Genomic DNA, 23,758 nt, shown 5'->3' with positions numbered 1-23,758 from the left:
GCGCAATGCCTGGTTCCCTTCCTCTCTCGCGGCGCACCGAAGGAACCGATCCCAATGCATTTCGATCTCGCGGACTTGCGCATCTTCGTCCACGTGGCGGAGGCGAAGAGCCTGACGGCAGGCGCCCTGCGCGCGCATCTCTCGACGGCCGCGGTCAGTGCCAGGGTCAAGTCGCTCGAGGCGCAACTGGAAAGTCGCCTGTTCTACCGGAGCAGCCAGGGCGTCGAGCTGACGCCGGCCGGAAAGCGGCTACTGCAGCACGCCCATCTCATCCTGCGTCAGGTCGAGCGTGTCAAAAGCGAGTTCTCCGGCTACGCCAGCGACGCCGCCGGACATTTGCGAATCTTCGCCAACACGACCGCGGTCATCGAGTTCATGCCCGAGGTACTGGCCGATTTTCTCGCCGCACGCCCCGGTATCACCGTGGATCTCCAGGAGCGGATGACCAGCGATATCGTTCGCGGCGTGCTCGACGGCACCGCGGACATGGGCATTCTGGGCATCATGGTGGGGGTCGAGGTGCCCTCCCGGCTGAAGACGCTGCCCTTCAGCCGGGACAGGCTCGTGCTGGCGACACCGCTCGATCATCCCCTGGCCTCACGCCGGGAGATCACCTACGAGGACGCGCTGGATTATCCGCATGTCACGCTGCATGAAGGCAGCACCCTGTTTCATTATCTGGAGAGAAAGGCGCTGGAGTTGGGCAAGCCGCTGCCGGTCAGAATTCAGGTATTCGGTTTCGAATCGGCGTGCCGCATGATCGAAGCCGGCGTCGGCGTGGGCATTCTTCCGGAGTCCTGCGCGCTACGTTATCGGGACCACATGCGCTTGAGCGTACGTCACCTGAGCGACGCCTGGGCATACCGCGAGCGCAGCATCCTGATCCGGGACGACCACATCCTACCCGGATTCGGGCAAGAGCTACTGGATATCATTACCCAATATCAGTCTGCCCGGCCGCTCTCTCCCGAGCCACGCACGCCCGTCCAGTCATGAAAAGGTCCCGCGTTGCGGGGCCCAGAAGCAAGGCCGGGCTCATCAACTCAACCGCTGCATGTAGTCCACGTAGCCAAAGGTCCTGACCGTGCGCACCTCCCGGCTACTCTCGTCGATCCGGCAGATCGACGGCAGGCGAATGCCGTTGAAGGTGGTGGTCTTGACCATGGTGTAGTGAGCCATGTCGGTGAACACCAGGCGGTCGCCGATCTCGAGCGGGCGGTCGAAGGCATAATCACCGATCACGTCGCCGGCCAGGCAGGTCGTTCCGCCCAGGCGATAGGTATGGGCTTTCTCGCCGGGCTTGGCACCGCCGATGATCTCGGGCCGATACGGCATCTCCAGCACGTCCGGCATGTGCGCCGTCGCCGAGGTGTCCAGAATTGCGATGGGGCCGTCGTTCTCGACGATATCCAGTACGCTGCACACCAGGTAGCCGGTGTTGAGGGCAATCGCCTCCCCCGGCTCCAGGTAGACCTCGAGGTGCGGATGGCGCCCCCTGAACTCGCGAATCACCCGCACCAGCCGCTCGACATCGTAGTCGGCCCGCGTGATGTGATGACCGCCGCCGAAATTCACCCAGCGCAAGCCAGCAAGGTACTGTCCGAACTTGCTCTCGAAAGCCGTGAGCGTCTCTTCCAGCGCGTCGCTGTTCTGCTCGCACAGCGCGTGGAAGTGCAGCCCCTCCAATCCTTCGAGGTCCCCTGGCGCGAGGTCCACCGCGCGGGTTCCCAGACGCGAGCCGGCAGCGCAGGGATCGTAGAGCGGGACTTCGCCGGTGGAGTGCTCCGGATTCACCCGCAGTCCGCAGGAGACCTTGCGCGGCGCGGCCTGGACCGTCTCGCGAAAGTGCCGCCACTGCCGCGGCGAATTGAAGCTGATGTGGTCGGCGTAGCGCAGCACCACGTCCATCTCCGGCGCGGTGAACGCCGGAGAGTAGACGTGCACTTCGCCGCCGAAGGTCTCGGCTCCCAGGCGCGCTTCGTCCTGACCGCTGGCGGTGGTGCCCACCAGATACTGGCTGACCAGCGGGAAGGCACTCCACATGGCGAAGCCTTTCAGCGCCAGCAGTATCTTGGCGCCACTGTCGGCCTGCACCCGGCCAAGCAGCTCCAGGTTGCGGCGCAGCAGCGCGTCGTCGACCACGTAGGCCGGCGACGGGCAGGCTCCGACGTCGAAGGGATGGATACCGGAGAGATGGGCGGAGTCGTTCGTCGCCATCAGGCCAGCGGATCCTGGTCGGGATCGAGCTCGACCATCTGCCACGGCAGCCCCATCTCGCCGATGCGCTCCATGAACGGATCGGGATCGAGCTGTTCGACGTTGTAAACGCCCTCGCCCTTCCAGATGCCCTGCAGCATCAGCATCGCGCCGGTCACCGCCGGTACGCCGGTGGTGTAGGAGATCGCCTGGGACTGGACCTCCTCGTAGCACTGCTCGTGATCGCAGATGTTGTAGATGTACACCTTGCGCCGCTTGCCGTCCTTGATGCCGTCGAGGATGACGCCGATGTTGGTCTTGCCCTTGGTGCGTGGGCCGAGTGAGGCCGGGTCCGGCAGCACCTGCTTAAGGAACTGCAGCGGAGAAATCTCGACACCCTCGACCTTGATCGGCTCGATGCGGGTCATGCCGACGTTCTCGAGCACCTTCAGGTGCGTGATGTACTTCTCGGAGAACGTCATCCAGAAGCGGATACGCTCCAGCCCCTTGATGTTCTGTGACAGCGACTCGAGCTCTTCATGATAGAGCAGGTACATGTCCTTCTCGCCGATACCGTCGAAGTCGAACTTGCGCTTCTCGGCCAGGGGCGGGGTCTCGACCCACTCGCCCTTCTCCCAGTAGCGACCGTTCGCGGTGATCTCGCGAATGTTGATCTCGGGGTTGAAGTTGGTGGCGAACGGATAGCCGTGATCGCCGCCGTTGGCATCCAGGATGTCGATGCGGTGGATCTCGTCGAACAGATTCTTCTGGCCGTAGGCGCAGTAGATATTGGTCATGCCCGGGTCGAAACCGCAGCCCAGCGTGGCCATCGCGCCCGCCCTGGCATAGCGATCCTGAAACGCCCACTGCTCCTTGTATTCGAACTTGGCCTCGTCCGGGTGCTCGTAGTTGGCGGTATCCAGATAGGGCACGCCGGTCTGCAGGCAGGCCTCCATGATGGTGAGATCCTGATACGGTAGCGCCACGTGAATCAGGATATCCGGCTTGAACGACTCGATCAGCGCGACCAGCGCTTCGACGCTGTCGGCATCGACCTGGGCGGTCTGGATCGGACGCGGGAGTTGCTCGGCGATCGCCTTGCACTTGGCTTCGTTGCGGCTGGCGAGGCAGATCTCGCTGAACACTTCGGGATGCTGCGCGCACTTGTGGGTAACGACGCCACCGACGCCACCGGCACCAACAATCAGGACTTTGCTCATGAATTCGCTTCCAGATCGGGAAAAGTCAACAGTGATAAGGTCTTATCGGTAGTGGGCAACTAACTTCTCATAAGATTCAGCGCACCCCGACCCGATGCCACCCCGGTCTTGGTCTCCCACCGGCCTGGGAACCGGCGAGAGGCCGCAGATAATGACCTCGTCAGAGACTGGCCTCAAGACTTTTTCGCGTCAAATCTCGGCCGATTCTAGGGTGGTTTCGTTACCGTCAGACTAAACGCCGCCCTCCGGCCTCCTACTCTCGCTCGACGACCTTCAGCCGCGTGGCCCGAAGAGTATGACGCCGGCGCCGATCAGGCAGATCGCAGCGCCCGCCACATCCCAACGGTCCGGCAGGCGCTGCTCGACCAGCCAGAGCCAAAGCAGCGACGCGGCGATGTAGACACCGCCATAAGCAGCGTAGGCGCGCCCCGCGTAGTCGCTGTCGACCAGCGTCAAAAGCCACGCGAACAGCACCAGGCAGATCACACCGGGTAACGACCACAGAGCGGATTTATCGAGCCGCCACCATGCCCAGAAAGCAAAGCAGCCGGCGATCTCCGCCAGTGCCGCGAAGAGATAGATGAGGGGAGTCAACACGGCGACGGCCTATATGATGAGGAGCGAGACACTGTCACGTCTCGTTCGAAATCCTGCAAGCCCGTTCGGCAGCAACGAATGAGCCTCGCCAATCGTGGTCAGGGCGCACAACGCCTCCAGGCAGTCAGCTCAGACAACGACCCCGGCCTGTAGCCGGGGTCGAGACGTTCTTGGCAAACCGTTCGGAATCGATGTCAACGCCGGCCGAGCAGAATCCCCAGGAACACGCCAACGCCACCGGCGATCGCCAGGGCACTGATCGGATTCTTCACCGTCGCTTCACGCACGTCGTCGAGCTTCTCGCCATAGTTGGCCTGCAATTTGCCGGCGACCTGCCTGGTCTTGCCCTCACGGCGGAGATTGTCATCTTCGGTAAAGCCACCGACCGCTTCCTGGGCGTGACCCTTGAGTTCCTCGGTGCGTCCTTTCACTTGATCTTCGTACATCTCGATCTCCTTGATCACTGTTGCCGCAGCAGAATCATTCCGCTGCCACCTGAGCATAGTTGTGTTCGAGGATCTCGACCAAACCCGTGAGTTCCGAAAACTGCCGGACTTCGACGCAGGACCGGTTTACGCTACGCGACGGTTACTCCCGGAGAACATTCAGCATGCCGCTACTCTCGCTTGGTCGCCTCCTCCTGCTATCGTCACTGTGGGGCGCCAGTTTCCTGTTCATGCGCATCGCCACGCCAGCCTTGAGTGCCTTCCCTACGGCCTTCTTCCGCGTTCTGCTCGGCACAGTGGGACTGGTGGCGATCTTGGCGCTGCTGCGCGTGCGCTGGCGCTTCGAAGGCAAGCTCGGAGCGGTGCTGGCGATCGGCATGATCAACTCCGGTATCCCGTTCGGCATGTTCTGCATCGCCGCGCAGTATCTGCCCGCCGGCTATTCCGCGATGCTCAACGCCTCGACACCGCTGATGGGGGTGGTCATCGGCGCCACGCTGTTCCACGAGCCGCTGACGAGAGACCGACTGGTCGGCGTCGCGGCGGGCATCCTTGGTGTCGGCGTTCTGGTGGGCGCGGGGCCTGTTCGGATCGATAGTGGCCTGCTCATCGGCGCCGCTGCCTGTCTGGTTGCCGCCATCTGCTACGGGCTGGGCGGATTCATCGTCAAGCGCTGGGTGGCCGAGCGCGGCGGCCTGGATTCACGCCTGATCGCCATGGGCTCTCAGGTCGGCGCTACGCTGCTGCTGGCACCCTTCATGCTCGGACAGTTGGCGCTGACACCTCACGCCATCGTCTGGAACGACAGCGGCGTCTGGTGGGCGATGCTGGCGCTGGGGCTTGCCTGCACCTCATTGGCCTACCTCCTCTATTTCCGGCTCGTAGAGGATCTTGGCCCGGTCAAGCCGCTGACGGTCACCATGCTGGTTCCTGCATTTGGCGTACTCTGGGGCGCGCTTTTCCTCGACGAGCAAGTGACCTGGGCCCACGCCATCGGGGGCTCGCTGATCGGCGTTGCGCTCTGGCTGATCCTGTTTAGACGTCAGCGCAATGCAGGGAAACCCAGACGAATTAGCGATTGATCCCGAAACTATCGCCGCCGGATTTTCGAACTATACTGAGATGGCATTCTGCTAAAAAAGGAATAAGCAATGCGTAATCCAGGATTGATTGGTGCAGGACTGTTGGGATTGACGCTGACCATGGCGGGGTGCGCCAGCACGCCACCCTCGCCATACGAGAAGGCAGCCGGTGAGTATGAAGGCGTCCTGCCTTGCGCAGACTGCTCGGGCATCCAGGTCGACCTGGAGATGGTGAACATGGATGACACCGGCGGTGCCTATGTGCTGAACAGCCTCTACCAAGGGCGTAGTGACGAACCCATGACGACCAAGGGCAATTTCCTGGTGCTCAAGGACGCGGGACCGCAGCAGATGCCAACGATCTACGAGCTCAAGGGCGCCGGTGGCAACACGATCTATTATCTGCGTCCGCTCGACAACGGCGATCTGGAAGTACTGGATACGCATATGCAGTCGATCCAGTCCGGTGCAGACATGACGCTGAAACGCCAGTAAAAGCGCTACGGTCGATATCTGCGCGCCGGGCCCATGCCCGGCGCGTTTGTTTCGATCTTCAGCGCCTCAGCGAGCGGTGCACGTAGAGATCGTAGCGGCTCGTCTTTCCCTCCAGCACGTGCTTTGGCGAGGGTCCCTCGATCGGCGGAGCTTTCCGCGGGCGTTTGACCACCACTCGATGCGTAGCAACATCCAGCGCCGCCTCCAGCAGGCGCGGAGCATCATCATCCCCACCAGCCAGGTCCCGGAACAACCGCATCTCCTTCTTCACCAGCGCCGACTTGCCCCGATGTGGGAACATCGGATCGAGGTGCACCACCTGAGGTTCGCGCGGCCAGTCGCCAACAGCTGCCACCAGTCCGGTCGCGCTATCGGCGAGGCACAGCGACAGGCGCCCGGCAATCTCCGCTACTTCGTCGTCACCCATCGCTTGTGACAGCGCCGCCGCCAGCAGCGCATGGATCGCCGCCACCCGCTCGACCATCAACACCTCGGCTCCCAGCGACGCCAGCACGAAGGCATCCCGGCCGAGGCCGGCCGTGGCATCGACGACCTGTGGCACCACGCCCTTGCCGAACCCGCAAGCGCGCGCCACGAGCTGGCCACGCCCGCCACCGTAGCGCCGACGATGCGCCGCCGCGCCGGAGACGAAATCGGCCCGGACCGGCAGGCCGTAACGCCTGGCGTCGCCGGCGATCTCGAGCCCGTGCCCGTGCCCGTGCCCGTGCCCAGCACGCTGTAGAACCAGCCCGTCCGCGGGAGCCGACGGAGCCCAAGGCAGGCCGTAGCGCTCGGCCAGATCGGCCAGCGACTCCCCCACCGCGACCACGGGCGTGACCGACTCGCTCACGCCGCCCACACGAACAGGGCGATACCCAGTAGTAATCGATAGATCACGAAAGGCATCATGCCAATCCTGTCCAGCGCAGCCAGGAACAGCTTGATGCAGAGCCAGGCCGCCACGAACGAGAATGCGACACCCAGAAATATCTCGTGCCACTGCGTCGTCGTGCCCGACTGAACCAGCTCCAGCCCTTTCAACGAGCCTGCCGCCAGGATCAGCGGGATCGACAACAGAAACGAGAAACGCGCCGCCGCCTGGCGGGTGAAACCGAGCATCAAGGCCGCCGTCATGGTGATCCCCGAACGCGAGGTGCCGGGAATCAATGCAATGGCCTGGGCCAGCCCGATCAACAGCGCCGTCTTGAGCGACATTTTCTCGATCGGATGTACCCGGGTGCCCCGCTTGTCGGCGATACCGAGCAACACCCCGAAAACGATCGTCGTCGTCGCGATGACCAGAACCGAACGCCCCGCGCTCTCGACCCACTCCTCGATCAACAACCCGACGATGACCGCCGGAATGGTCCCGACGATGATCGCCCACCCCAGGCGACTCTCTGGCGTCTGTCCCCGCCCGCCGAACTGGGTGAACCAAGCGTGGAGAATACGCCAGACTTCATGTCGAAACGCGAATAGCACGGCACCGAGAGAGCCGATATGAACCGCCACGTCAAAGGCCAGCCCCTGATCGGACCAGCCGAAAAGCTGGGAGGGTAAAATCAGATGCGCGGAGGAAGAGATGGGCAAAAATTCTGTCAAGCCCTGGATGATGGCGAGTGCGGCCAGTTGAAAAACATCCATTTTCTTTCGATATCCTTATTCGAGGAGGTCGCCATCGCGGACCTCGATCTTTCACGCCTTACGCCATGCCACCTCATCACGCAGATAAACGGGGATTACCTCGTGAGGCGCGCTACCGCGCGCGCCACGCTCCCATGATGTGGCGGCCAGACGCACGAGATCCTCCGCCGCCGGTAGTTCGTCGGGGAGGGTTTGCGGCAATGCAGCCTGTACATCGACAGGTATATTAGACAAAAGTTGCCAACCGCTGCCTATCCCCAGCCATTCGATATCGCGATCCGTGTCGGGCAGGCGAAGCCTCGAAGGCGGCAGAACGCGAGGATCGAGTGCCACGGACAAGGCGCCATCGTGGCAGTGATAGGCCCCGACATAGATCTCTTCCATGCGGGCATCGAGTGCGGCGATGACATGTCGCGCATGCCATTTACGGTGAGCCGCGAGTGCCAGGGCTTCCAGCGTGGAAACGCCGATCAATGGCAAGTCGGCGCCATAGGCGAGTCCCTGGGCGATGCCGGCGGCAATTCGCAGGCCGGTGAACGAACCCGGGCCATGACCATAGACGACAGCGTCGAGCTGAGTCAGGGACACGCCAACTTCCGCCAGCACCTCATCGATCATCGGCAGCAGCAGGCGCGTGTGTTCACGTGGTGCGATTTCGAAACGCTGAACGATCTGGCGATTCCGTATCAGCGCACAGGAGCAGGCAGTAGAGGAGGCGTCCAGCGCCAGCAACGTCGGCATCGGTTTCCCGGGGAATGGCGGCTTCAAGAGGGTGGCGAGTATAGCGCCATCGTGATGTCAAAACGATGGCTCCGCCGGGAGGCGGAGCCATGCGGGATGGCAAGTGGATCGTCGGCCGATCAGGCCGTCAGTGCGGAGAGCACTTGCTCGCGGATCTCGTCGACACTGCCGACGCCGGCAATACGATGATATTCCGGGGCGGCTTCGGCATCCTCGGCTGCCCACTCGCGGTAATAACCGACCAGTGGCTCGGTCTGGTCGTGATAAACCGAGAGACGATGGCGCACGGTCTTTTCGCTGTCGTCATCACGCTGGATCAGCGGCTCGCCGGTGACATCGTCCTTGCCTTCTTCCCGGGGTGGCTTGTAATCGACATGATAGACACGTCCGGAATCCGGATGGACGCGACGCCCGGAGAGCCGGTTGACGATCTCCTCGTCGTCGACGGCGATCTCCACCACATGGTCCAGCTTGATGCCAGCGTCCTTCATCGCATCCGCCTGCGGGAGCGTGCGCGGAAAGCCGTCGAACAGAAAACCGTTGGCGCAATCGGGCTGGGCGATGCGCTCCTTGACCAGTGCGATGATCAGATCGTCCGATACCAGAGCGCCGCTGTTCATGGTTTCCTTGACCTTGAGCCCCAGCTCGCTCCCCTCCTTGACCGCTGCACGCAGCATGTCACCGGTGGAAATCTGCGGGATATGAAAATGCTCGCAGATGAACTGGGCTTGGGTACCCTTGCCAGCGCCGGGGGCGCCCAAGAGGATCAAACGCATTGATAACTGCTCCTTCGTGAATCGCATCGGTTGTCGGACCGGTCAGCGGCGTTGAGGACTCAACGCAGACGACACCGTCAATGGCTCATGACGATACCTGCCGATCGGGTAGCGCACAAGACTCGCCTGGATCGACGCGCCACTACCTCGCGCGAAGAACGCCTGATCGACGGGCAGTAAACGCCAACGGCCCCCGAAGGAGCCGTTGGTGTGGATCGAGCGAACCGCCGTATCAGACCAGCATGCGCCGGATATCGGTCAGCACCTGTGCCAGGAAGGCGGTGAAACGCGCCGCGTCGGCGCCGTTGACCGCACGGTGGTCGTAGGAAAGCGACAGCGGCAGCATCAAGCGCGGCTCGAACTCGCTGCCGTTCCAGACCGGCTTCATCGACGACTTGGAGACACCGAGAATCGCCACCTCCGGCGTGTTGACGATGGGCGTGAAGGCCGTGCCACCGATCGAGCCGAGGCTCGAGATGGTGAAGCTGGCACCGCTCATTTCCTCGCGGGACAGCTTCTTGTTCTGCGCCTTCTTGGCCAGTTCGACCGACTCCTTGGCCAGATCGATCAGCGACTTCCTGTCGGCATCACGGATCACCGGCACCATCAGCCCGTCCGGGGTATCGACCGCCACACCGATGTGCACGTAGTGCTTGACGATCAGCTTGTCGCCATCCGGATGCAGGCTCGAGTTGAACTGCGGGAACTTGCGCAGCGCATAGGCACACGCCTTGATCATGAACGGCAACGGCGTCAGCTTGGCGCCCTGGGACTCGGCCTCAGCCTTCATCGACTTGCGGAAGGCCTCGAGTTCGGTGATGTCCGCTTCGTCGAACTGGGTGACGTGAGGCACGTTGAGCCAACTGCGGTGCAGGTTGTTGGCACCCGCCTTCATCAGACGACTCATCGGCTTCTCTTCGATCTCGCCGAACTGGCTGAAGTCGATCGCCGGGACCGGCGGAATGCCCGCGCCACCGGAAGCTGCCGCCGGCGCCGAACCACCACCGCTCTTGCGCGCTTTCATCACTTGCTTGACGAAGCCGTCGACGTCGTCTTTCAGGATCCGTCCCTTGGGGCCGGAGCCCTTGACCTCGCCGAGGTCGACACCCAACTCGCGGGCCAGCTTGCGGACCGCCGGACCGGCGTGCACATGGGCGCCGACGGTCTTGTCGTCGCCATGCTTCTCGCGCGCTTCCGGGCTCGGCTCGCCGGCGACGTCCTTGCGTGCGGTGGACGAGGGCGCCCCAGAATCGGCCTTGGCCGGAGCAGGCTTCGACTGGCCGCTTTTACTGGCACCTTCACCTGACGTCTTCTTGGCCGGCTTGCTGCTGCCGGCCACCTCGACATAACCGATCAGATCGCCTTCCGAGACGCTATCGCCCTCCTTGACAGCAACTTCGACGATCTTCCCCTTGTAGGGGCTCGGCACATCCATGGAAGCCTTGTCGGATTCCAGCGTGATCAAGGTGTCTTCTTCGTTGATCTCGTCGCCTTCGCTGATGGCGACTTCGATGATCTCGACGCCATCGCTGCCACCGATGTCGGGTACGCGAATCTCCTTGCGGCCGCCTTGATCTTCGTCGTCCTGATCTTCGGACGCCTGATCTTCGCCGCCATCGTCCGCTTCGGCGCTGGCAGCTTCGTCTTCGGACGACACGTCCTCGCCTTCTTCCTCATCGTCGCCCTCGCCGGCGACTTCCATGGTGCCGATCAGATCGCCCTCGGAGACGCTGTCGCCCTCCTTGATGGACAGCGACACGATCTTGCCACTGTAGGGACTGGGCACGTCCATCGAGGCCTTGTCGGACTCGAGCGTGATCAGCGTGTCTTCTTCGCTGATCTCGTCGCCCTCACTGACGGCCACTTCGATGATCTCGACGCCATCGCCACCGCCAATGTCCGGCACCTTCACTTCGACGGTGCGCTTGCCGCCACCGGAGGACTTCTTCTTCGGCGCACTCTTCTCGGGCTCGGCCTTGTCCTTTTTCCGCGACTCGGCGCCGTCCTGCGGGGCCGCGTCATCGGAGGCGTCGTCACCGGACGAGGCTTCGGTTTCATCCTCACCTTCGCCCTCGGCTTCCAGCTCGAGGATGTCATCACCCTCAGAGACGGCGTCACCTTCCTTGACCAGGATCTTGACCACCTTGCCGCCTTTCGGCGCGGGGACATCCATGCTGGCCTTGTCCGACTCCAGCGTGATCATGGTGTCCTCGGCGGAGATGACATCGCCGACGCTCACCGCGATCTCGATGATTTCGACATCGTCGCTGCCACCGATGTCGGGAACTTTGATGATTTCGCTACTCAAGGTCGCGCTCCTTTAATCATCTGCCGATCCGCCCCGCGGGCAAGATCGGCTAATTCAGGCAATCTGGCCGCCGCCTCTAGCCAGCGACGGCACCCTGACGTGATCCACCGACTCAAGACACCAGAGGGCTGGGCTTGGCGGGATCGATGCCGTACTTCTTCATGGCATCGTTGACCACCTTGGCGTCGATCTCGCCGCGGTTGGCCAATGCACGCAGCGCCTGAATCGTCACGTAGTAGCGGTCGACTTCGAAGAAGCGGCGCAGTGCTTCGCGCGTGTCGGAACGTCCGAAACCATCGGTACCGAGCACGTGGAAGTCGTTCGGCACCCAGGCGCGGATCTGATCGGCATACAGCTTCATGTAGTCCGTCGATGCGATGACCGGCCCCTGGGTCCCTTCGAGCTGCTGAACGACCCAAGGCTTCTCGCGCTTCTCATCGTAGTCGAGGAACTGCTGACGATCGTATTCGAGCGCTTCGCGACGCAGCTCGTTGAAGCTGGTCACGCTCCAGACGTCGGCGACCACGCCGTGCTCTTCCGCCAGCATTTCGGCAGCCGCCTCGACCTCGCGGAGGATGGTACCGCTGCCCATGAGCTGGACACGCGGCTGCTTCTTCCTGCCGACCGCCTTGCCTTCCAGCAACCGGTACATGCCACGAACGATGCCTTCCTCGCTGCCTTTCGGCATTTCCGGGTGCGAGTAGTTTTCGTTCATCACCGTCAGATAGTAGAAGCAGTTTTCCTTGTCCTGGAACATCCGCTTCAAGCCATCCTGCAGAATGACGGCCAGTTCATGCCCATAGGTTGGGTCGTAGGCGCGACAGGTCGGCACGGTCGACATCAGAATATGGCTGTGGCCGTCCTGGTGCTGCAGGCCCTCGCCATTGATGGTGGTACGGCCGGCGGTGCCGCCGACCATGAATCCACGTGCCTGGAGATCGCCGGCCGCCCAGACCAGGTCGCCGACTCGCTGATAACCGAACATCGAATAGTAGATGTAGAACGGGATCAGCGGCAGATGGTGATTGGCATAGGAGGTCGCGGCCGCGATCCACGCCGACATCGAGCCCGCCTCGGTAATACCTTCCTCGAGGATCTGACCTTTCTTGTCCTCGCGGTAGTACATGATCTGGCCGGCATCCATCGGCTCGTACTTCTGGCCTTCCGCGGCGTAGATGCCGAGCTGCCGGAACATACCCTCCATCCCGAACGTGCGAGCTTCATCCGGAATGATCGGTACGATACGGGAGCCCAGCTGCTTGTGCTTGACCAGCCCGTTGAGGACACGGACGAACGACATGGTGGTCGAGACTTCGCGGTCGCCGGAGCCCTTCATCTGGGTCGCGAACATCTTGTCGTCGAGACCGGGAATCTCCATCGCCTCGAAGTCGGCCTTGCGCGCCGGCAGGAATCCGCCGAGTTTCTCGCGCTGGAGATGCAGATACTTCATCTCCGGGCTGTCGTCCGCGGGCTTGTAATACGGAATGTCGCCGCTTTCGATCTGCTGGTCGGAGACCGGGATGCCGAAGCGATCGCGGAAAGCCTTCAGCGCATCGGTTTCCATGGATTTGATCTGGTGCGCTTCCATGTCGGCTTCGCCGCTGCCGCCGCCCATGCCGTAACCCTTGACGGTATGCGCCAGAATGACGGTAGGACGACCGTTGGCGTTGTTGACCGCCTCGTGATACGCCGCGTAGACCTTCTGCGGATCGTGGCCACCGCGGTTCAGGCGGAAGACTTCCTCGTCGGAGTAGTCCTTGACCATCTCGGCAGTCTCTTCGTACTTGCCGAAGAACTCCTTGCGCGTGTAGGCACCACCCTGAGCCTTGTAGTTCTGGTACTCGCCGTCGACCGCTTCGTCCATGCGCTTCTGCAGCATGCCCTTGGTGTCCTGCTCGAACAGCGGATCCCACAGGCCGCCCCAGACCACTTTGATCACGTTCCAGCCGGCACCACGGAAGACGCCTTCGAGCTCGTCGATGACGCGGGAGTTGCCGCGCACCGGGCCGTCGAGACGCTGCAGGTTGCAGTTGATGACGAAGATCAGGTTGTCGAGCTTCTCGCGGCTGGCCAGATGCAGGGCCCCGAGGGATTCCGGCTCGTCGCACTCGCCGTCGCCGAGGAACGCCCAGACCTTGCGGTCCTTCATGTCTTCCAGCTCACGCGAGTGCAGGTACTTCATCACGTGGGCCTGATAGATCGACTGGATCGGACCCAGACCCATCGAGACGGTCGGGAACTGCCAGTAGTCCGGCATCAGGTAAGGGTGCGGGTAGGATGGCAGCGCGTCGCCGTCGACTTCCTGGCGGAAGTTGTCCATCTGCTCCTGGGTCAGGCGCCCCTCGAGGAAGGAACGTGCGTAGATGCCCGGCGTCACGTGGCCCTGGATGTAGAGCAGATCGCCCTTGTGATCACCGTTGTCGGCCCGGAAGAAATGGTTGAAGCCCACTTCGTAGAGCGTCGCGCTGGACTGGTAGCTGGCGATATGACCGCCCAGCCCCTTGTGCTTCTTGTTCGCCCTCAGCACCTGCACCATGGCATTCCAACGGATCGCCGAGCGGATCTTGCGCTCGATGAACATGTCGCCGGGCATCTTGGCTTCACGATGGACGGGGATGGTGTTGCGGTGCGGCGTGGTCCCGGAAAACGGCGGTGAAGAGCCGTCACGACGCAGACGGTCCGCCAACCGGGTCAGGATGTACCGAGCGCGCTCTTCGCCCTCATGCTCGACAACCGAGGCCAGGGAATCCAACCACTCCGTGGTCTCGACCGGATCGAGATCTTCTCGTGTCTCCAGACTCATAGACAACTCTCCGAATGGGAAAAGGTTTTCCATTCGCCCGGCCATGGCGGGTAGCCGCAGCGGGGCTTGGGAATATGCGCTCTTCGGTGCGGGCGCGGCTCTTTTGGGGCCGCTTTCCGAGATTTATTGGCTGTAATGGAATTACAGCGGGCGTGCGTGACGCGAGAAATCAGGCGAAGAAGATACCGCAAACGCCCGCATCTGCCAATTCACAGACACATCGTTTGTGCTAGAGACTGCGCTCAAATGCCGCAACATCAGTTGCTTAGGGAACAATCACGCAGGCAGAAAATGAGTATCGGTTCGTGTAACCAATTTACCAGCGCGGTGGATCCTGTTCGAATCCCTGTCTGCAACACCATGCCCAAGCATAGCATTCAAACGATTTCTGTCAGGCAGCGGTGCAGATAGCGCCAGTCGAACGCGGGCCCCGGATCGGTCTTGCGCCGCGGCGCGATGTGCGCGTGGCCCATGATCCGCGGTGCGCGGATCAGTGGATAGTGCTGCATCAGCGCGCGCAGCACATCCGCCAGCGCGCGGTACTGCGCCTCACGGTAAGGCGTCTCGTCGTCACCCTCGAGCTCGATACCGATCGTGAAATCGTTGAGTCCCGCGCGCAGGCGTTCGCCATCGTGCCACTGCGACTTGCCGGCATGCCAGGCGCGGCGGTCGAAGGAGACGAACTGTACGCACTCGCCGTCGCGGCGGATCAGCAGATGAGCCGACACCCGCAACGAGGCGATAGCATTGAAGAAGGGGTGAGCATTCGGATCCAGGCTGTTGGTGAATAGCCGCTCGATGGCATCGCCACCGAACTCTCCCGGCGGCAGGCTGATACCGTGCAGGACCACGGCGGATATTTCCCCCTGCGGCCGAGCGTTGGCGTTGGGTGACACCACTCGCCTGGCCGCGCCGAGCCAATGATCGTCGATCATCATCGTGGAAGCTCCTTCAAGATCATGCCCCCTGCCCGGCCAGTCCCAGACGCTCGTCTCTGGGGCTGATGCCGAAATGGTGCCGATAGGCCGTGGAGAAATGCGCGCCCGAGGAGAAGCCGTGAGCCAGCGCGATCTCACCCACCGCCTGATCGCTCTCGCGCAGCAGCTTGCGCGCCCGCTGGAGACGCAGGTTGAGATAGTAGCGGCTGGGCACGGCCTGGAGATGCTTCTTGAACAGGCGCTCCAGCTGCCGCCGGGATATCCCCAGGTGGGCCGAGAGCTCATGGGTGGTCAACGGTTCTTCGATATTGGCCTCCATCAGCGCCACCGCATCGACCAGGTTCTGCGGCGCATGCCCCAGGCGTGAACGCAGCGATGTCTGTTGCGGCTCGTCGGCCATACGGATCCGCTCGCAGACGAAATGCTCGGAAATCCGCTGTGCCAGGGTTGCGCCCTGCTGCTGGCCGATCAGTGTCATCAGCATGTCCATTGCCGCCGTCCCCCCGCCACAGGAGAGCCGGTCGCGATCGATCTCGAACAATTGATGAGAAACGTGAATTTTCGGAAACGTTCGCGCGAACGCGTCGCCGCTGGCGTAGGGGATCGAGACCCGATAGCCATCCATCACGCCCGCCCTGGCGAGCCAGTGGGTCCCACCGGCGATACCGCCCAGCGTCACGCCCCGGCTGGCCAGGCGATGCAGCCAGTGGATCAGCGTCCCACTACTCTCATCCACGGCGCCCGAACCATCCGGCGCGGGCGCGCAGACGAACAACATATCGAGGTGACGCGCATCGCTCCCGGCGACGCTCTCCGGCGAGAACGACAGTTCGGCCACGCTTTTGACCGCTCGGCCATCGATGCCGAAGGTCGTGGCGGCATAGAGCCGTCGCCCCGAGAGCGTGTTCGCGACGATCAACGGCTCGATGGCGCAAGCCTGCGCCAGCAGGGAGAAGCCCGGCAACATCACGAACCCCACTCGGCGTGGGGTGTCGCTGGCATTCATGCTCGATGGTTCATGCGCTGGTGCGTCGAAATCAGACTTGGACGACGTCGAATTCGACCTTCGGGTCGACGTCGGCCTCGTAGTCCACGTCGTCGCGCTCGAAGCCGAACAGCTTGAGAAACTCGTGCTTGTAGCCGGCGTAATCGGTCAGCGCAAACAGATTGTCGCTGGTCACCTGCGGCCACAGATCCTTGCACGCCTGCTGGATGTCGTCACGCAGCTCCCAATCGTCCAGACGCAGGCGTCCAGCCTCATCCACCTCGGGTTCGCCCTCGGCATAGAGACGCTCGCCGAACAGACGATTGAGCTGGTCGATGGTGCCCTCGTGGACGCCCTGTTCCTTCATCACCTTGTAGACCATGGAGATATAGAGCGGCATGACGGGGATCGCGGCGCTGGCCTGAGTGACCACGGACTTGAGCACGGCCACGTTGGCACCACCACCGCTGGCCTTGAGGCGTGCGTCGATCTCGCCGGCGGCGCGATCGAGATCCTCTTTCGCCTTGCCGAGGGCACCGTGCCAGTAGATCGGCCAGGTGATATCGGTGCCGATATAGCTGAACGCCACGGACCTGGCGCCCGGCGCCAGCACGCCCGCCTTGTCCAGCGCATCCATCCACAGCTCCCAGTCCTGGCCGCCCATCACCTCGATGGTATCGGCCACTTCCTGCTCGGTCGCCGGCTCGACGGATGCCTCGGTAATCGTATCCTTGTTGGTATCGATGGCGGTCGCGGTGTAGGTCTCGCCGATCGGCTTGAGACTGGAGCGCTTGAGTTCTCCGCTATCCGGCAACTTGCGGACCGGCGAGGCCAGCGAATAGACCACCAGGTCGATCTGGCCCATGTCCTCGCGGATCAGCTCGATCGCCTTGTCGCGAACCGCGTGGGAAAACGCGTCGCCATTGATCGACTTGCTGTAGAGCCCCTCGGCTTTGGCGAACTTGTCGAAGGCGGCCGAGTTGTACCATCCCGCCGTGCCGGGCTTGCTCTCGGTCGCCGGCTTCTCGAAAAACACGCCCAGCGTATCGGCGCCGTAGCCGAAAGCCGCGGTGATGCGGGCTGCCAGCCCGTAGCCGCTGGAGGCACCAATGACGAGCACGTTGCGCGGGCCCGCCTTGCCACCGCTCAGGTTGGCGCGAGTGGTCTCGATCTGTTCGAGTACGTTGCGCTCGCAGCCGAGCGGATGCGTCGTGGTACAGATGAAACCGCGAACCTTGGGCTTGATGATCACGTCTAACCTCGTCTTCTACAGCGAAACGGAAGCCCCGGCGAAGCGTGCCGGGAGGTGGCATTGATCGAATGCTTACCGAGCGCATTCTAACAGGGTGGCGAAAGCGGGGGCGAACTCGCCCGCACCATCGCCACCAGGGCCATGCCGCCCCTAGGGTATGGCATTTCGCCTTCCGGCCTCTTTCTATGCCGGACTTGTCTCTCTCGCCCGGGTATTCGAAGATGGCTCGCCCACGCGCCGGGCGAATCCAGAGAGCGGAGAAAGCCCCATGTCCCACGAACAAGAGATCGAAGAGCTGGTCGTCCGACGTGGCGCGCTATGGCTGGCACTATCGCCATTATGGCTCGAGCGGGAGCCGAGAGAGTCCGACTATGCCCGCATGCTCCGCGAGATCGATGCCAGCGAACTGACGCTACAGCAGTTGGAGTGGGTCTATCGGCTGGAGATGTCGCCGGTCATGGCACGCTACCAGCTCTCGATGGCCGGCGAATGGCGGGCCTTCGACGAGACCGAGCTGCTGACGCGACTGGTCCGCCACAATCGCAGGCTGAAGGGATGGCGCAAGACGACCTGGTCGCTGTTCTCGGGACTGACGACGATGATGAGCCGGCCACGCTTCAACGAACTGGGCGTGCGAGTCATGGTCGCGCGCGGCGAGCGCCCGCCGGGCTAGGCGACGATTTCGCCCGCGCCGGGTTCACGCCGAGAACGGCGTATCCAGCGCCTCCTCGATGGCGCTGCGCAGCGACCGCGGCGCGACGCGCGGACCGAAGCGCCGTATCACCTGCCCGTCCCGCCCCACCAGAAACTTGGTGAAGTTCCATTTGATCGGTGTGCTACCGAGCACCCCGGGCGCCTGGCGGCGTAGATGCACGAACAGCGGATGCGCCTCGCGGCCATTGACCTTGACCTTCTCCATCAGAGGGAACGTCACCGCGTAGCGCCGCTCGCAGAAGGCGCCGAACCCGGCCGACGATTCCGGCGACTGGCGTCCGAACTGATTGCAGGGGAACGCCAGCACGGTGAATCCCTGGTCCCGGTACTCGCGGTAGAGTTTCTCCAGCCCCTCCATTTGCGGCGTGAATCCACAGCGGCTGGCGACATTGACGACCAGCAGCACCTGACCACGCAGCGCGCGCAGATTGAAGGCTTCGCCGGACTGGGTCCGACAATCTTGCGTATATAACGACATGGATGAATCGACCCGGGAACGCCAAGTTCAAATCGGTGGGGCCCGCGCCAGAACCTGTCTCGACGCGTCGCTCCCGCTCGAAAGAGTGCCACGCCAGCCGCCAGTTCACCAGCGATCGAGCGCGATGGCCCTCGCCAGTGCCATGCGCGTGTCCGGCGTCGCTTTTTCCAGCGTCAACGCCTCTGAAATCGACAGCCAGCGCACCGCTGCCACTTCCTCCGGTTGCAGGCGCAGAGGTCCATCGTAATCCACCCAGTAGAGGCTGCCGTAGAGCTTCAAGCCGGCCTCGTGGAATACGAACTCACCACCGGGAATCAATTCGACACGACCAACACCGAGCTCCTCGAACAGCTCCCGCCGCGCAGCCGGCAGCGATGCCTCGCCCGCCCCCACTACTCCACCGGCGGCCAGATCGAACCAGCCCGGGTGGGTCTCCTTGATCGACGTTCGCTCCTGCACGCAGACCTCGCCCGCGGCATTGCGCACGATGATATAGGTCGCCCGGTGCCAGCAACTCAAGCGTCGCATCATGGCTCGTGACGCACTGCCGCAAGGTCGATTGCGCGGATCGACGAGTTGAACCTGCTCGTCGGCGATGACTCGCTCGTGCCCTGGGAACGGGCTCATGGAAAACGTGCTCATGGATAACCTGACGACCGAAAACGGGATGGCAGCGTATCACGAGTCTCCCCCGGGGCTCGGCCCTGGCGTGGAAGACCCGCCGACTGAATGCCGCATTGGTCGAATGCGAGACACAGCGATGAACGTCCGGTTTATGCTCGAACCAGCCACCTCGGAGAGCTCTCATGACCGACTATGCGCCCCGCACCGAACTGACTACGCACTGCGTCGAGAACCAGCCTGCCGCAGATCTTGAATGCGACCTGTGGAGAGACGATCGTCCCTTGCGCGAAACGCTGTCACAGTTCGCGCCGGCCTGGGTCGGCGAGCGCCTGGCGCCGTTGGGCCGGCGTCTGGGCGAGCCCGACATCCAGCGCTGGGGCGAGCAGGCCAACCGGTTCCCGCCCCAGCTACACACTTTCGATCGTCACGGTCGTCGCCTGGACGAGGTCGACTACCATCCCGCTTACCACGCGCTGATGGCGCTCGCGATTGGCGATGGCTGGCACGCCGTCGCCTGGGAACGCGAGCATGACGGTGGTCATCAGGCCCATGTCGCCGCGCTCTACCTGCTGACCCAGGCCGAACCGGGCTTCTGCTGTCCGATCACCATGACCCACGCCGCCATGCCGGTGCTGCGGCAGCTGCCGGAGAGCGAGGGCTGGCAGAACCGGCTGCTGGGTCGCGATTACGACCCCGCCGCCATCCCCGCCGAGCGGAAAAGCACCAACACCTTCGGCATGGCGATGACCGAAAAGCAGGGTGGCAGCGACGTGCGCCGCAATACCACACGGGCGCGGCCGGTGACCTCGCCCGGTACCGGCGAGTGGTACCGGCTCGACGGCCACAAGTGGTTCTGCAGCGCGCCGATGTCGGACGCCTTTCTCACCCTGGCCCAGACCGACGACGGCCTCTCCTGTTTTCTGGCACCACGATTCACCCCGGACGACCGGCGCAACGCCATCGAGATCCAGCGGCTCAAGGACAAGTGCGGCAATCGCGCCAACGCTTCGGCGGAGATCGAGTATGCCGGAGCCTGGGTGCAACTCGTCGGAGAGCCGGGCCGGGGAGTGCCCGCGATACTAGAGATGGTGCAGCAGACACGGCTCGATGCCGCCACCGCACCGGCAGGCATGATGCGCCAGGCCGTCAACGAAGTCTGGCACCACGTGAAGGGACGTCAGGTATTCGACCGGAGGCTGGCCGATCAACCGCTGATGCAGCGCGTTGTCGCCGACCTCGAGATCGAAACCGAGGCCAGCCTGATGCTGGCGATGCGAGGCGCGCGCGCCATGGATCGCTCCCGGAGCGACGAGCATGAAGCCGCGCTGGCAAGACTGCTCCCGGCGCTGGGCAAGTTCTGGCACAACAAGCGCGGCCCGGCGTTCATGGCCGAGGCGATGGAGTGTCTCGGGGGGATCGGTTACGTCGAGGAAACGCCGCTGGCACGGCTCTATCGCGAGGCACCGGTCAATTCAATCTGGGAAGGCTCGGGCAACGTCATTTGCCTGGACGTGCTGAGGATCATGGAGCGCCACCCGGCCAGCATCGACGCATTGCGGCGGGAACTGAACCTCGCCCGGGGCCATCATGCGGCCTTCGACGCCGCCATCGACTCGCTCGACGAGCGCTTGACGGCCAGCCCCGGACAACTGCAGGCCGAGGCACGTTGGCTAGCCCAATGCATGGCGCAGACGCTGCAGGCCGCACTGCTGATTCGCTACGCGCCCAACGGCGTCGCAGATACATTTTGCGCCACAAGGCTGGCAAATGCTTCGCCGATCTTTGGCATCCTCCCTGTCGACGCACCTCTGGCAGCGATTCTCGAGCGCCTGGAGGCATAATCCCGACCAAGAGGCGGCGGCGCTCAGCCCAGCGCCACGCGAGCCGCCAGCCCGAGCAGAACAAGGCCCGTCAGCCGATGAATCCACGCCGCGTGCCGCTGCAACCACGGCAACACGCGGGAATGCGACAGCAGCAGCGCCACCAGCACGTACCAACCGCCATCCACCAGGGTCGCGGTCGCAACGATCAACCAACGACCCGCCAGGCTCAGATCGGCGCTGACGAACTGGCTCAACAATGCGACGAAGAACACGATCAACTTCGGGTTGCCCAGCGCCACCAGCAGGCCATCGCGCATGGCGCGACGCCAGTCGCTGCTTCTGTGAGTCACGCTGAAACCACCGCTGCCGCTGGCCCGCAGCGCCTGAATTCCCAGCCACGCCAGATAGCAAGCACCACCCCAGGTCACCAGCCGATAAAGCCAAGGCTGGTGAACGATGACCGCCGCCAGCCCCAGCACCGTCAACCCGGCATACAGACCGACACCCAAAGCATGGGTGACGCCAGCAATCACCCCGCACCTGCGCCCGCCCCCCAGTGTGTTCTGCATTACCATGGCCAGACTGGGACCGGGCGACATGGCACCGAGGGCGCAGATCGCCAGAAGAGACAACCAGAGTTGCAACGACACGTAGGCTTCCTGTTTCCGCCATGGATATTCGTCTGCCGACTATACCGGACGATCGTGGCAGGAACCGCCCATCGGAGGCTAGTTCCGGGACCCAGGATAATTGTGGCAGCGCGGGCACTTCACAACGACTACGCTGTCATACGCACTCAGGCCCATCCATCAGGGAGGTGAAACATGAGCCTATTCAAGCGTGAAGACCAGCAAGCCCGCGCCGATCGCATTCGCGACGATCTGCATGATATCGGCGAGCAAGGACAGGCGTTGGGGCGTGACCTGAGAGACGATGCGCAGGACGCGATCGAGGAGGCACGAATAAAAAGCGAGGAGCAGTACTCTCGCATGGCAGTCGACGCGCGTCGCCGCAATCGCCGCTTCAAGCGCTCCGCCAATCAGTCTCTCAACAACTGCGACCGCTATGTTCGCGAACACCCATGGTCCAGCATCGGTGTCGCCACATTGACTGGCGCTATAGTCGGCTTGTTGATCAGTCGTCGCTAGCGCATGGAAATGCCCCGCTCCGCGGGGTGTTTCAAGACATTTCCCGGCTAAACCATAGTTTCAACCTTTAACCGCCATTGAACTTTCTAATCGAAGCTGTGGAAAGTTGAGAACGATAGTCGTTTAATCGCACGACACCTGAATTCAGGAGACTGAGATGAACGCAGACAAGTGGCAAACGATCGATGTCAAGAACATCGACAAATCCGCGAGATCGCTACACGCCTGTTCGCTGGATCCCTCCATTCGCTGTCTGGCCGAATTGCGTGCCTCACAAATCAACGGCTGCCTGAGCTGCACGCACTTCCGCCGCGAGCAGGCCGAAGCGCTGGGCATCTCCCCCAGCAAGCTGATGGCATTGACCGCCTGGGCTGAATCCGACGAGTTCGACGAGAGAGAGAAAGCGGCATTGGCATGGTGTGAGTCCTTCACCCATTTCCGCCCCGCTAATCCGACAACTCGCAAGCTGGCGTTGAACGCGTTCTCCCCGCGGGAACTAGCGGATCTGACCATGGCCATCGAAATGACCAGCGCACTGAGCCGCGCCTCGCGCCGCGCCGCCGTCTAGTCCGAACTCGGCACTTGGCTTCATCTCGACTCGCTCTCGTCATCGACGAGGGCGGGGTTTTTGTGCATGGAGGTTACCCTTCAGCACTTGCCTCTTAGGAAAGCACACATTCAGGCAAGCCTGCCGGAATCGGCCCGTCGCCTCCCCGCTCAATCGGATCATGGGTGGAGCGCCAGCATTCAAACCGCCTGAACCACACGATCCTGCAGACAGCCTACAACACTTCCCTCGCAAGCCAGCGCCTGTATATCGAGCATGTGCACCCAACCACGCGCGAGCCTGAGCAGCCCTTCCTGACGGAACGCCGTCAGCGTGCGACTGACATGCACCGGAGACAGTCCCAGCGCATCCGCAAGCTGCTGCTGGGATAGCGGCAAACGAAAGCGCTCCCGCAGCATCTCTTCGTTGTTGCGCCGCAGACGGCAGCCTATCTCGAACAACAGATACGCCACTCGTTGGCGAGCACTCCGCCGGGAAAGGTGGATCAACCTCTCACTCAGCACCGCCTGCTGATACGAGCAGACCGCGAAGCAGGCCGGGGTAAGGCGGATCGATTCACGAAACAGGTTCAGCAGCTGCCGATTGGCGACCGATCGAACCTCGCCATCTTCGAGCATGGCCACGCTGGAGAGCCTCTGCTTGAACGGGAATTTGTGCAGTCCGATGACATCGCCGGGCAGGTAGATCTCCAGAATATGGCGGGCCCACCCTCCAGGTGGCGAAACGAATAGGCCCATCCACTTTGCAAGGCACAGAAGTCCCGCGCAATGTCGCCCTCGTGCCAGAGCACTTGCCCCTTGGCAATACTCGTCGAGGCACCTTCCAGGGCATCGAGCTGACGGCGATCATTTTCCGAGAGTTTTCCGTAGTGACTAAAATGGAGGGCAATACAGCCTTCCTGCTGACCCATGCATTTGCCT

At 62.7% G+C, this 23,758-nt stretch carries 24 protein-coding genes; 7 read left to right on the top strand and 17 right to left on the bottom strand.

All coding sequences use genetic code 11. From position 1 onward, the window contains the following. Window positions 1-54: 54 nt before the first annotated feature. The gene (locus tag F0A16_RS01875; protein ID WP_149433686.1) at window positions 55-996 is read left to right on the top strand and encodes a LysR family transcriptional regulator; all 942 of its coding nucleotides are present in this window, start codon (window positions 55-57) and stop codon (window positions 994-996) included. Between the two features lie 42 nt (window positions 997-1,038). Here the strand turns inward: F0A16_RS01875 and nspC are convergent, their stop codons facing one another. From nspC to F0A16_RS01855, 4 genes are all read right to left on the bottom strand, one after another. Next, window positions 1,039-2,217, bottom strand: coding sequence for a carboxynorspermidine decarboxylase (gene nspC, locus F0A16_RS01870; RefSeq protein ID WP_149433685.1), 1,179 nt, complete (start codon window positions 2,215-2,217; stop codon window positions 1,039-1,041). Continuing rightward, window positions 2,217-3,416, bottom strand: coding sequence for a saccharopine dehydrogenase family protein (locus F0A16_RS01865; protein WP_149433684.1), 1,200 nt, complete (start codon window positions 3,414-3,416; stop codon window positions 2,217-2,219). The genes nspC and F0A16_RS01865 overlap by 1 nt, the downstream gene beginning before the upstream one ends. Before the next feature lie 273 nt (window positions 3,417-3,689). After that, window positions 3,690-4,010, bottom strand: a complete 321-nt coding sequence (locus tag F0A16_RS01860) for a YnfA family protein (protein ID WP_420853060.1) — start codon at window positions 4,008-4,010, stop codon at window positions 3,690-3,692. Between the two features lie 197 nt (window positions 4,011-4,207). Beyond that, window positions 4,208-4,459 (bottom strand): CsbD family protein, encoded by a 252-nt coding sequence (locus F0A16_RS01855; protein ID WP_149433682.1) that lies wholly within the window; start codon window positions 4,457-4,459, stop codon window positions 4,208-4,210. Window positions 4,460-4,623: 164 nt separating this feature from the next. Here F0A16_RS01855 and F0A16_RS01850 point away from each other — a divergent pair, with 164 nt between their 5' ends. Both F0A16_RS01850 and F0A16_RS01845 read left to right on the top strand, forming a co-directional pair. Continuing rightward, window positions 4,624-5,541, top strand: coding sequence for a DMT family transporter (locus F0A16_RS01850; protein WP_149433681.1), 918 nt, complete (start codon window positions 4,624-4,626; stop codon window positions 5,539-5,541). 69 nt (window positions 5,542-5,610) lie between these two features. Continuing rightward, entirely contained in the window at window positions 5,611-6,036 is a 426-nt protein-coding gene (locus F0A16_RS01845; protein ID WP_149433680.1) for a copper resistance protein NlpE, read from the top strand. Between the two features lie 58 nt (window positions 6,037-6,094). Here F0A16_RS01845 and F0A16_RS01840 read toward each other — a convergent pair whose 3' ends face one another. The 9 genes from F0A16_RS01840 to fabV form a co-directional block, all read right to left on the bottom strand. Beyond that, window positions 6,095-6,886 carry a class I SAM-dependent methyltransferase gene (locus tag F0A16_RS01840; RefSeq protein ID WP_420853054.1) on the bottom strand — a complete coding sequence of 264 codons (792 nt, stop codon included), beginning with the start codon at window positions 6,884-6,886 and terminating at the stop codon, window positions 6,095-6,097. Then, window positions 6,883-7,680, bottom strand: coding sequence for an undecaprenyl-diphosphate phosphatase (locus F0A16_RS01835; protein ID WP_149433679.1), 798 nt, complete (start codon window positions 7,678-7,680; stop codon window positions 6,883-6,885). Before F0A16_RS01835 ends, F0A16_RS01840 begins: the two co-directional genes overlap by 4 nt. Window positions 7,681-7,731: 51 nt before the next feature. Continuing rightward, window positions 7,732-8,421 (bottom strand): tRNA (adenosine(37)-N6)-threonylcarbamoyltransferase complex dimerization subunit type 1 TsaB, encoded by a 690-nt coding sequence (gene tsaB, locus F0A16_RS01830; RefSeq protein WP_149433678.1) that lies wholly within the window; start codon window positions 8,419-8,421, stop codon window positions 7,732-7,734. Between the two features lie 119 nt (window positions 8,422-8,540). Beyond that, on the bottom strand, window positions 8,541-9,197 hold the full coding sequence (gene adk, locus F0A16_RS01825; RefSeq protein ID WP_149433677.1) for an adenylate kinase: 657 nt from the start codon (window positions 9,195-9,197) through the stop codon (window positions 8,541-8,543). A gap of 232 nt (window positions 9,198-9,429) precedes the next feature. Then, on the bottom strand, window positions 9,430-11,505 hold the full coding sequence (aceF, locus tag F0A16_RS01820; protein ID WP_149433676.1) for a pyruvate dehydrogenase complex dihydrolipoyllysine-residue acetyltransferase: 2,076 nt from the start codon (window positions 11,503-11,505) through the stop codon (window positions 9,430-9,432). A 112-nt stretch (window positions 11,506-11,617) separates the two neighbouring features. Then, entirely contained in the window at window positions 11,618-14,308 is a 2,691-nt protein-coding gene (gene aceE / locus F0A16_RS01815) for a pyruvate dehydrogenase (acetyl-transferring), homodimeric type (RefSeq protein WP_149433675.1), read from the bottom strand. 377 nt (window positions 14,309-14,685) lie between these two features. Continuing rightward, window positions 14,686-15,246 carry a 1,6-anhydro-N-acetylmuramyl-L-alanine amidase AmpD gene (gene ampD / locus F0A16_RS01810; protein WP_149433674.1) on the bottom strand — a complete coding sequence of 187 codons (561 nt, stop codon included), beginning with the start codon at window positions 15,244-15,246 and terminating at the stop codon, window positions 14,686-14,688. A 19-nt stretch (window positions 15,247-15,265) separates the two neighbouring features. After that, window positions 15,266-16,252: a GlxA family transcriptional regulator gene (locus F0A16_RS01805; protein WP_187775876.1), complete on the bottom strand. Its 987-nt coding sequence runs from the start codon at window positions 16,250-16,252 to the stop codon at window positions 15,266-15,268. 31 nt (window positions 16,253-16,283) lie between these two features. Further along, window positions 16,284-17,483: an enoyl-ACP reductase FabV gene (fabV, locus tag F0A16_RS01800; protein ID WP_149433673.1), complete on the bottom strand. Its 1,200-nt coding sequence runs from the start codon at window positions 17,481-17,483 to the stop codon at window positions 16,284-16,286. A gap of 268 nt (window positions 17,484-17,751) precedes the next feature. On the opposite strand from fabV, the gene F0A16_RS01795 reads away from it, so the two are divergent. Further along, window positions 17,752-18,156 (top strand): DUF7079 family protein, encoded by a 405-nt coding sequence (locus F0A16_RS01795; RefSeq protein ID WP_149433672.1) that lies wholly within the window; start codon window positions 17,752-17,754, stop codon window positions 18,154-18,156. A gap of 24 nt (window positions 18,157-18,180) precedes the next feature. Here the strand turns inward: F0A16_RS01795 and F0A16_RS01790 are convergent, their stop codons facing one another. Together F0A16_RS01790 and F0A16_RS01785 are read right to left on the bottom strand one after the other, a co-directional pair. Further along, window positions 18,181-18,675, bottom strand: a complete 495-nt coding sequence (locus F0A16_RS01790; RefSeq protein ID WP_149433671.1) for a glutathione peroxidase — start codon at window positions 18,673-18,675, stop codon at window positions 18,181-18,183. A gap of 105 nt (window positions 18,676-18,780) precedes the next feature. After that, window positions 18,781-19,302 carry an NUDIX hydrolase gene (locus F0A16_RS01785; RefSeq protein WP_239023675.1) on the bottom strand — a complete coding sequence of 174 codons (522 nt, stop codon included), beginning with the start codon at window positions 19,300-19,302 and terminating at the stop codon, window positions 18,781-18,783. A 179-nt stretch (window positions 19,303-19,481) separates the two neighbouring features. On the opposite strand from F0A16_RS01785, the gene F0A16_RS01780 reads away from it, so the two are divergent. Beyond that, the gene (locus F0A16_RS01780) at window positions 19,482-21,140 is read left to right on the top strand and encodes an acyl-CoA dehydrogenase family protein (protein ID WP_149433669.1); all 1,659 of its coding nucleotides are present in this window, start codon (window positions 19,482-19,484) and stop codon (window positions 21,138-21,140) included. A gap of 23 nt (window positions 21,141-21,163) precedes the next feature. Here the strand turns inward: F0A16_RS01780 and F0A16_RS01775 are convergent, their stop codons facing one another. Continuing rightward, a complete protein-coding gene (locus tag F0A16_RS01775; protein ID WP_149433668.1) occupies window positions 21,164-21,772 on the bottom strand; it encodes a LysE family translocator in 609 nt (202 codons plus the stop codon). A gap of 174 nt (window positions 21,773-21,946) precedes the next feature. Between F0A16_RS01775 and F0A16_RS01770 the strand changes: the two genes are divergently transcribed. After that, on the top strand, window positions 21,947-22,270 hold the full coding sequence (locus tag F0A16_RS01770) for an ElaB/YgaM/YqjD family protein (RefSeq protein WP_149433667.1): 324 nt from the start codon (window positions 21,947-21,949) through the stop codon (window positions 22,268-22,270). 157 nt (window positions 22,271-22,427) lie between these two features. Further along, window positions 22,428-22,838 (top strand): carboxymuconolactone decarboxylase family protein, encoded by a 411-nt coding sequence (locus F0A16_RS01765; RefSeq protein WP_149433666.1) that lies wholly within the window; start codon window positions 22,428-22,430, stop codon window positions 22,836-22,838. A 179-nt stretch (window positions 22,839-23,017) separates the two neighbouring features. On the opposite strand, the gene F0A16_RS01760 is transcribed toward F0A16_RS01765, so the two are convergent. Continuing rightward, window positions 23,018-23,575, bottom strand: coding sequence for a Crp/Fnr family transcriptional regulator (locus F0A16_RS01760; protein ID WP_239023674.1), 558 nt, complete (start codon window positions 23,573-23,575; stop codon window positions 23,018-23,020). Window positions 23,576-23,758: the final 183 nt, after the last annotated feature.

Origin of the sequence: Salinicola corii (genome assembly GCF_008298015.1) — a bacterium.
Taxonomy (GTDB): Bacteria; Pseudomonadota; Gammaproteobacteria; order Pseudomonadales; family Halomonadaceae; genus Salinicola; species Salinicola corii.
This window is presented reverse-complemented; position numbering and strand designations above follow the sequence as displayed.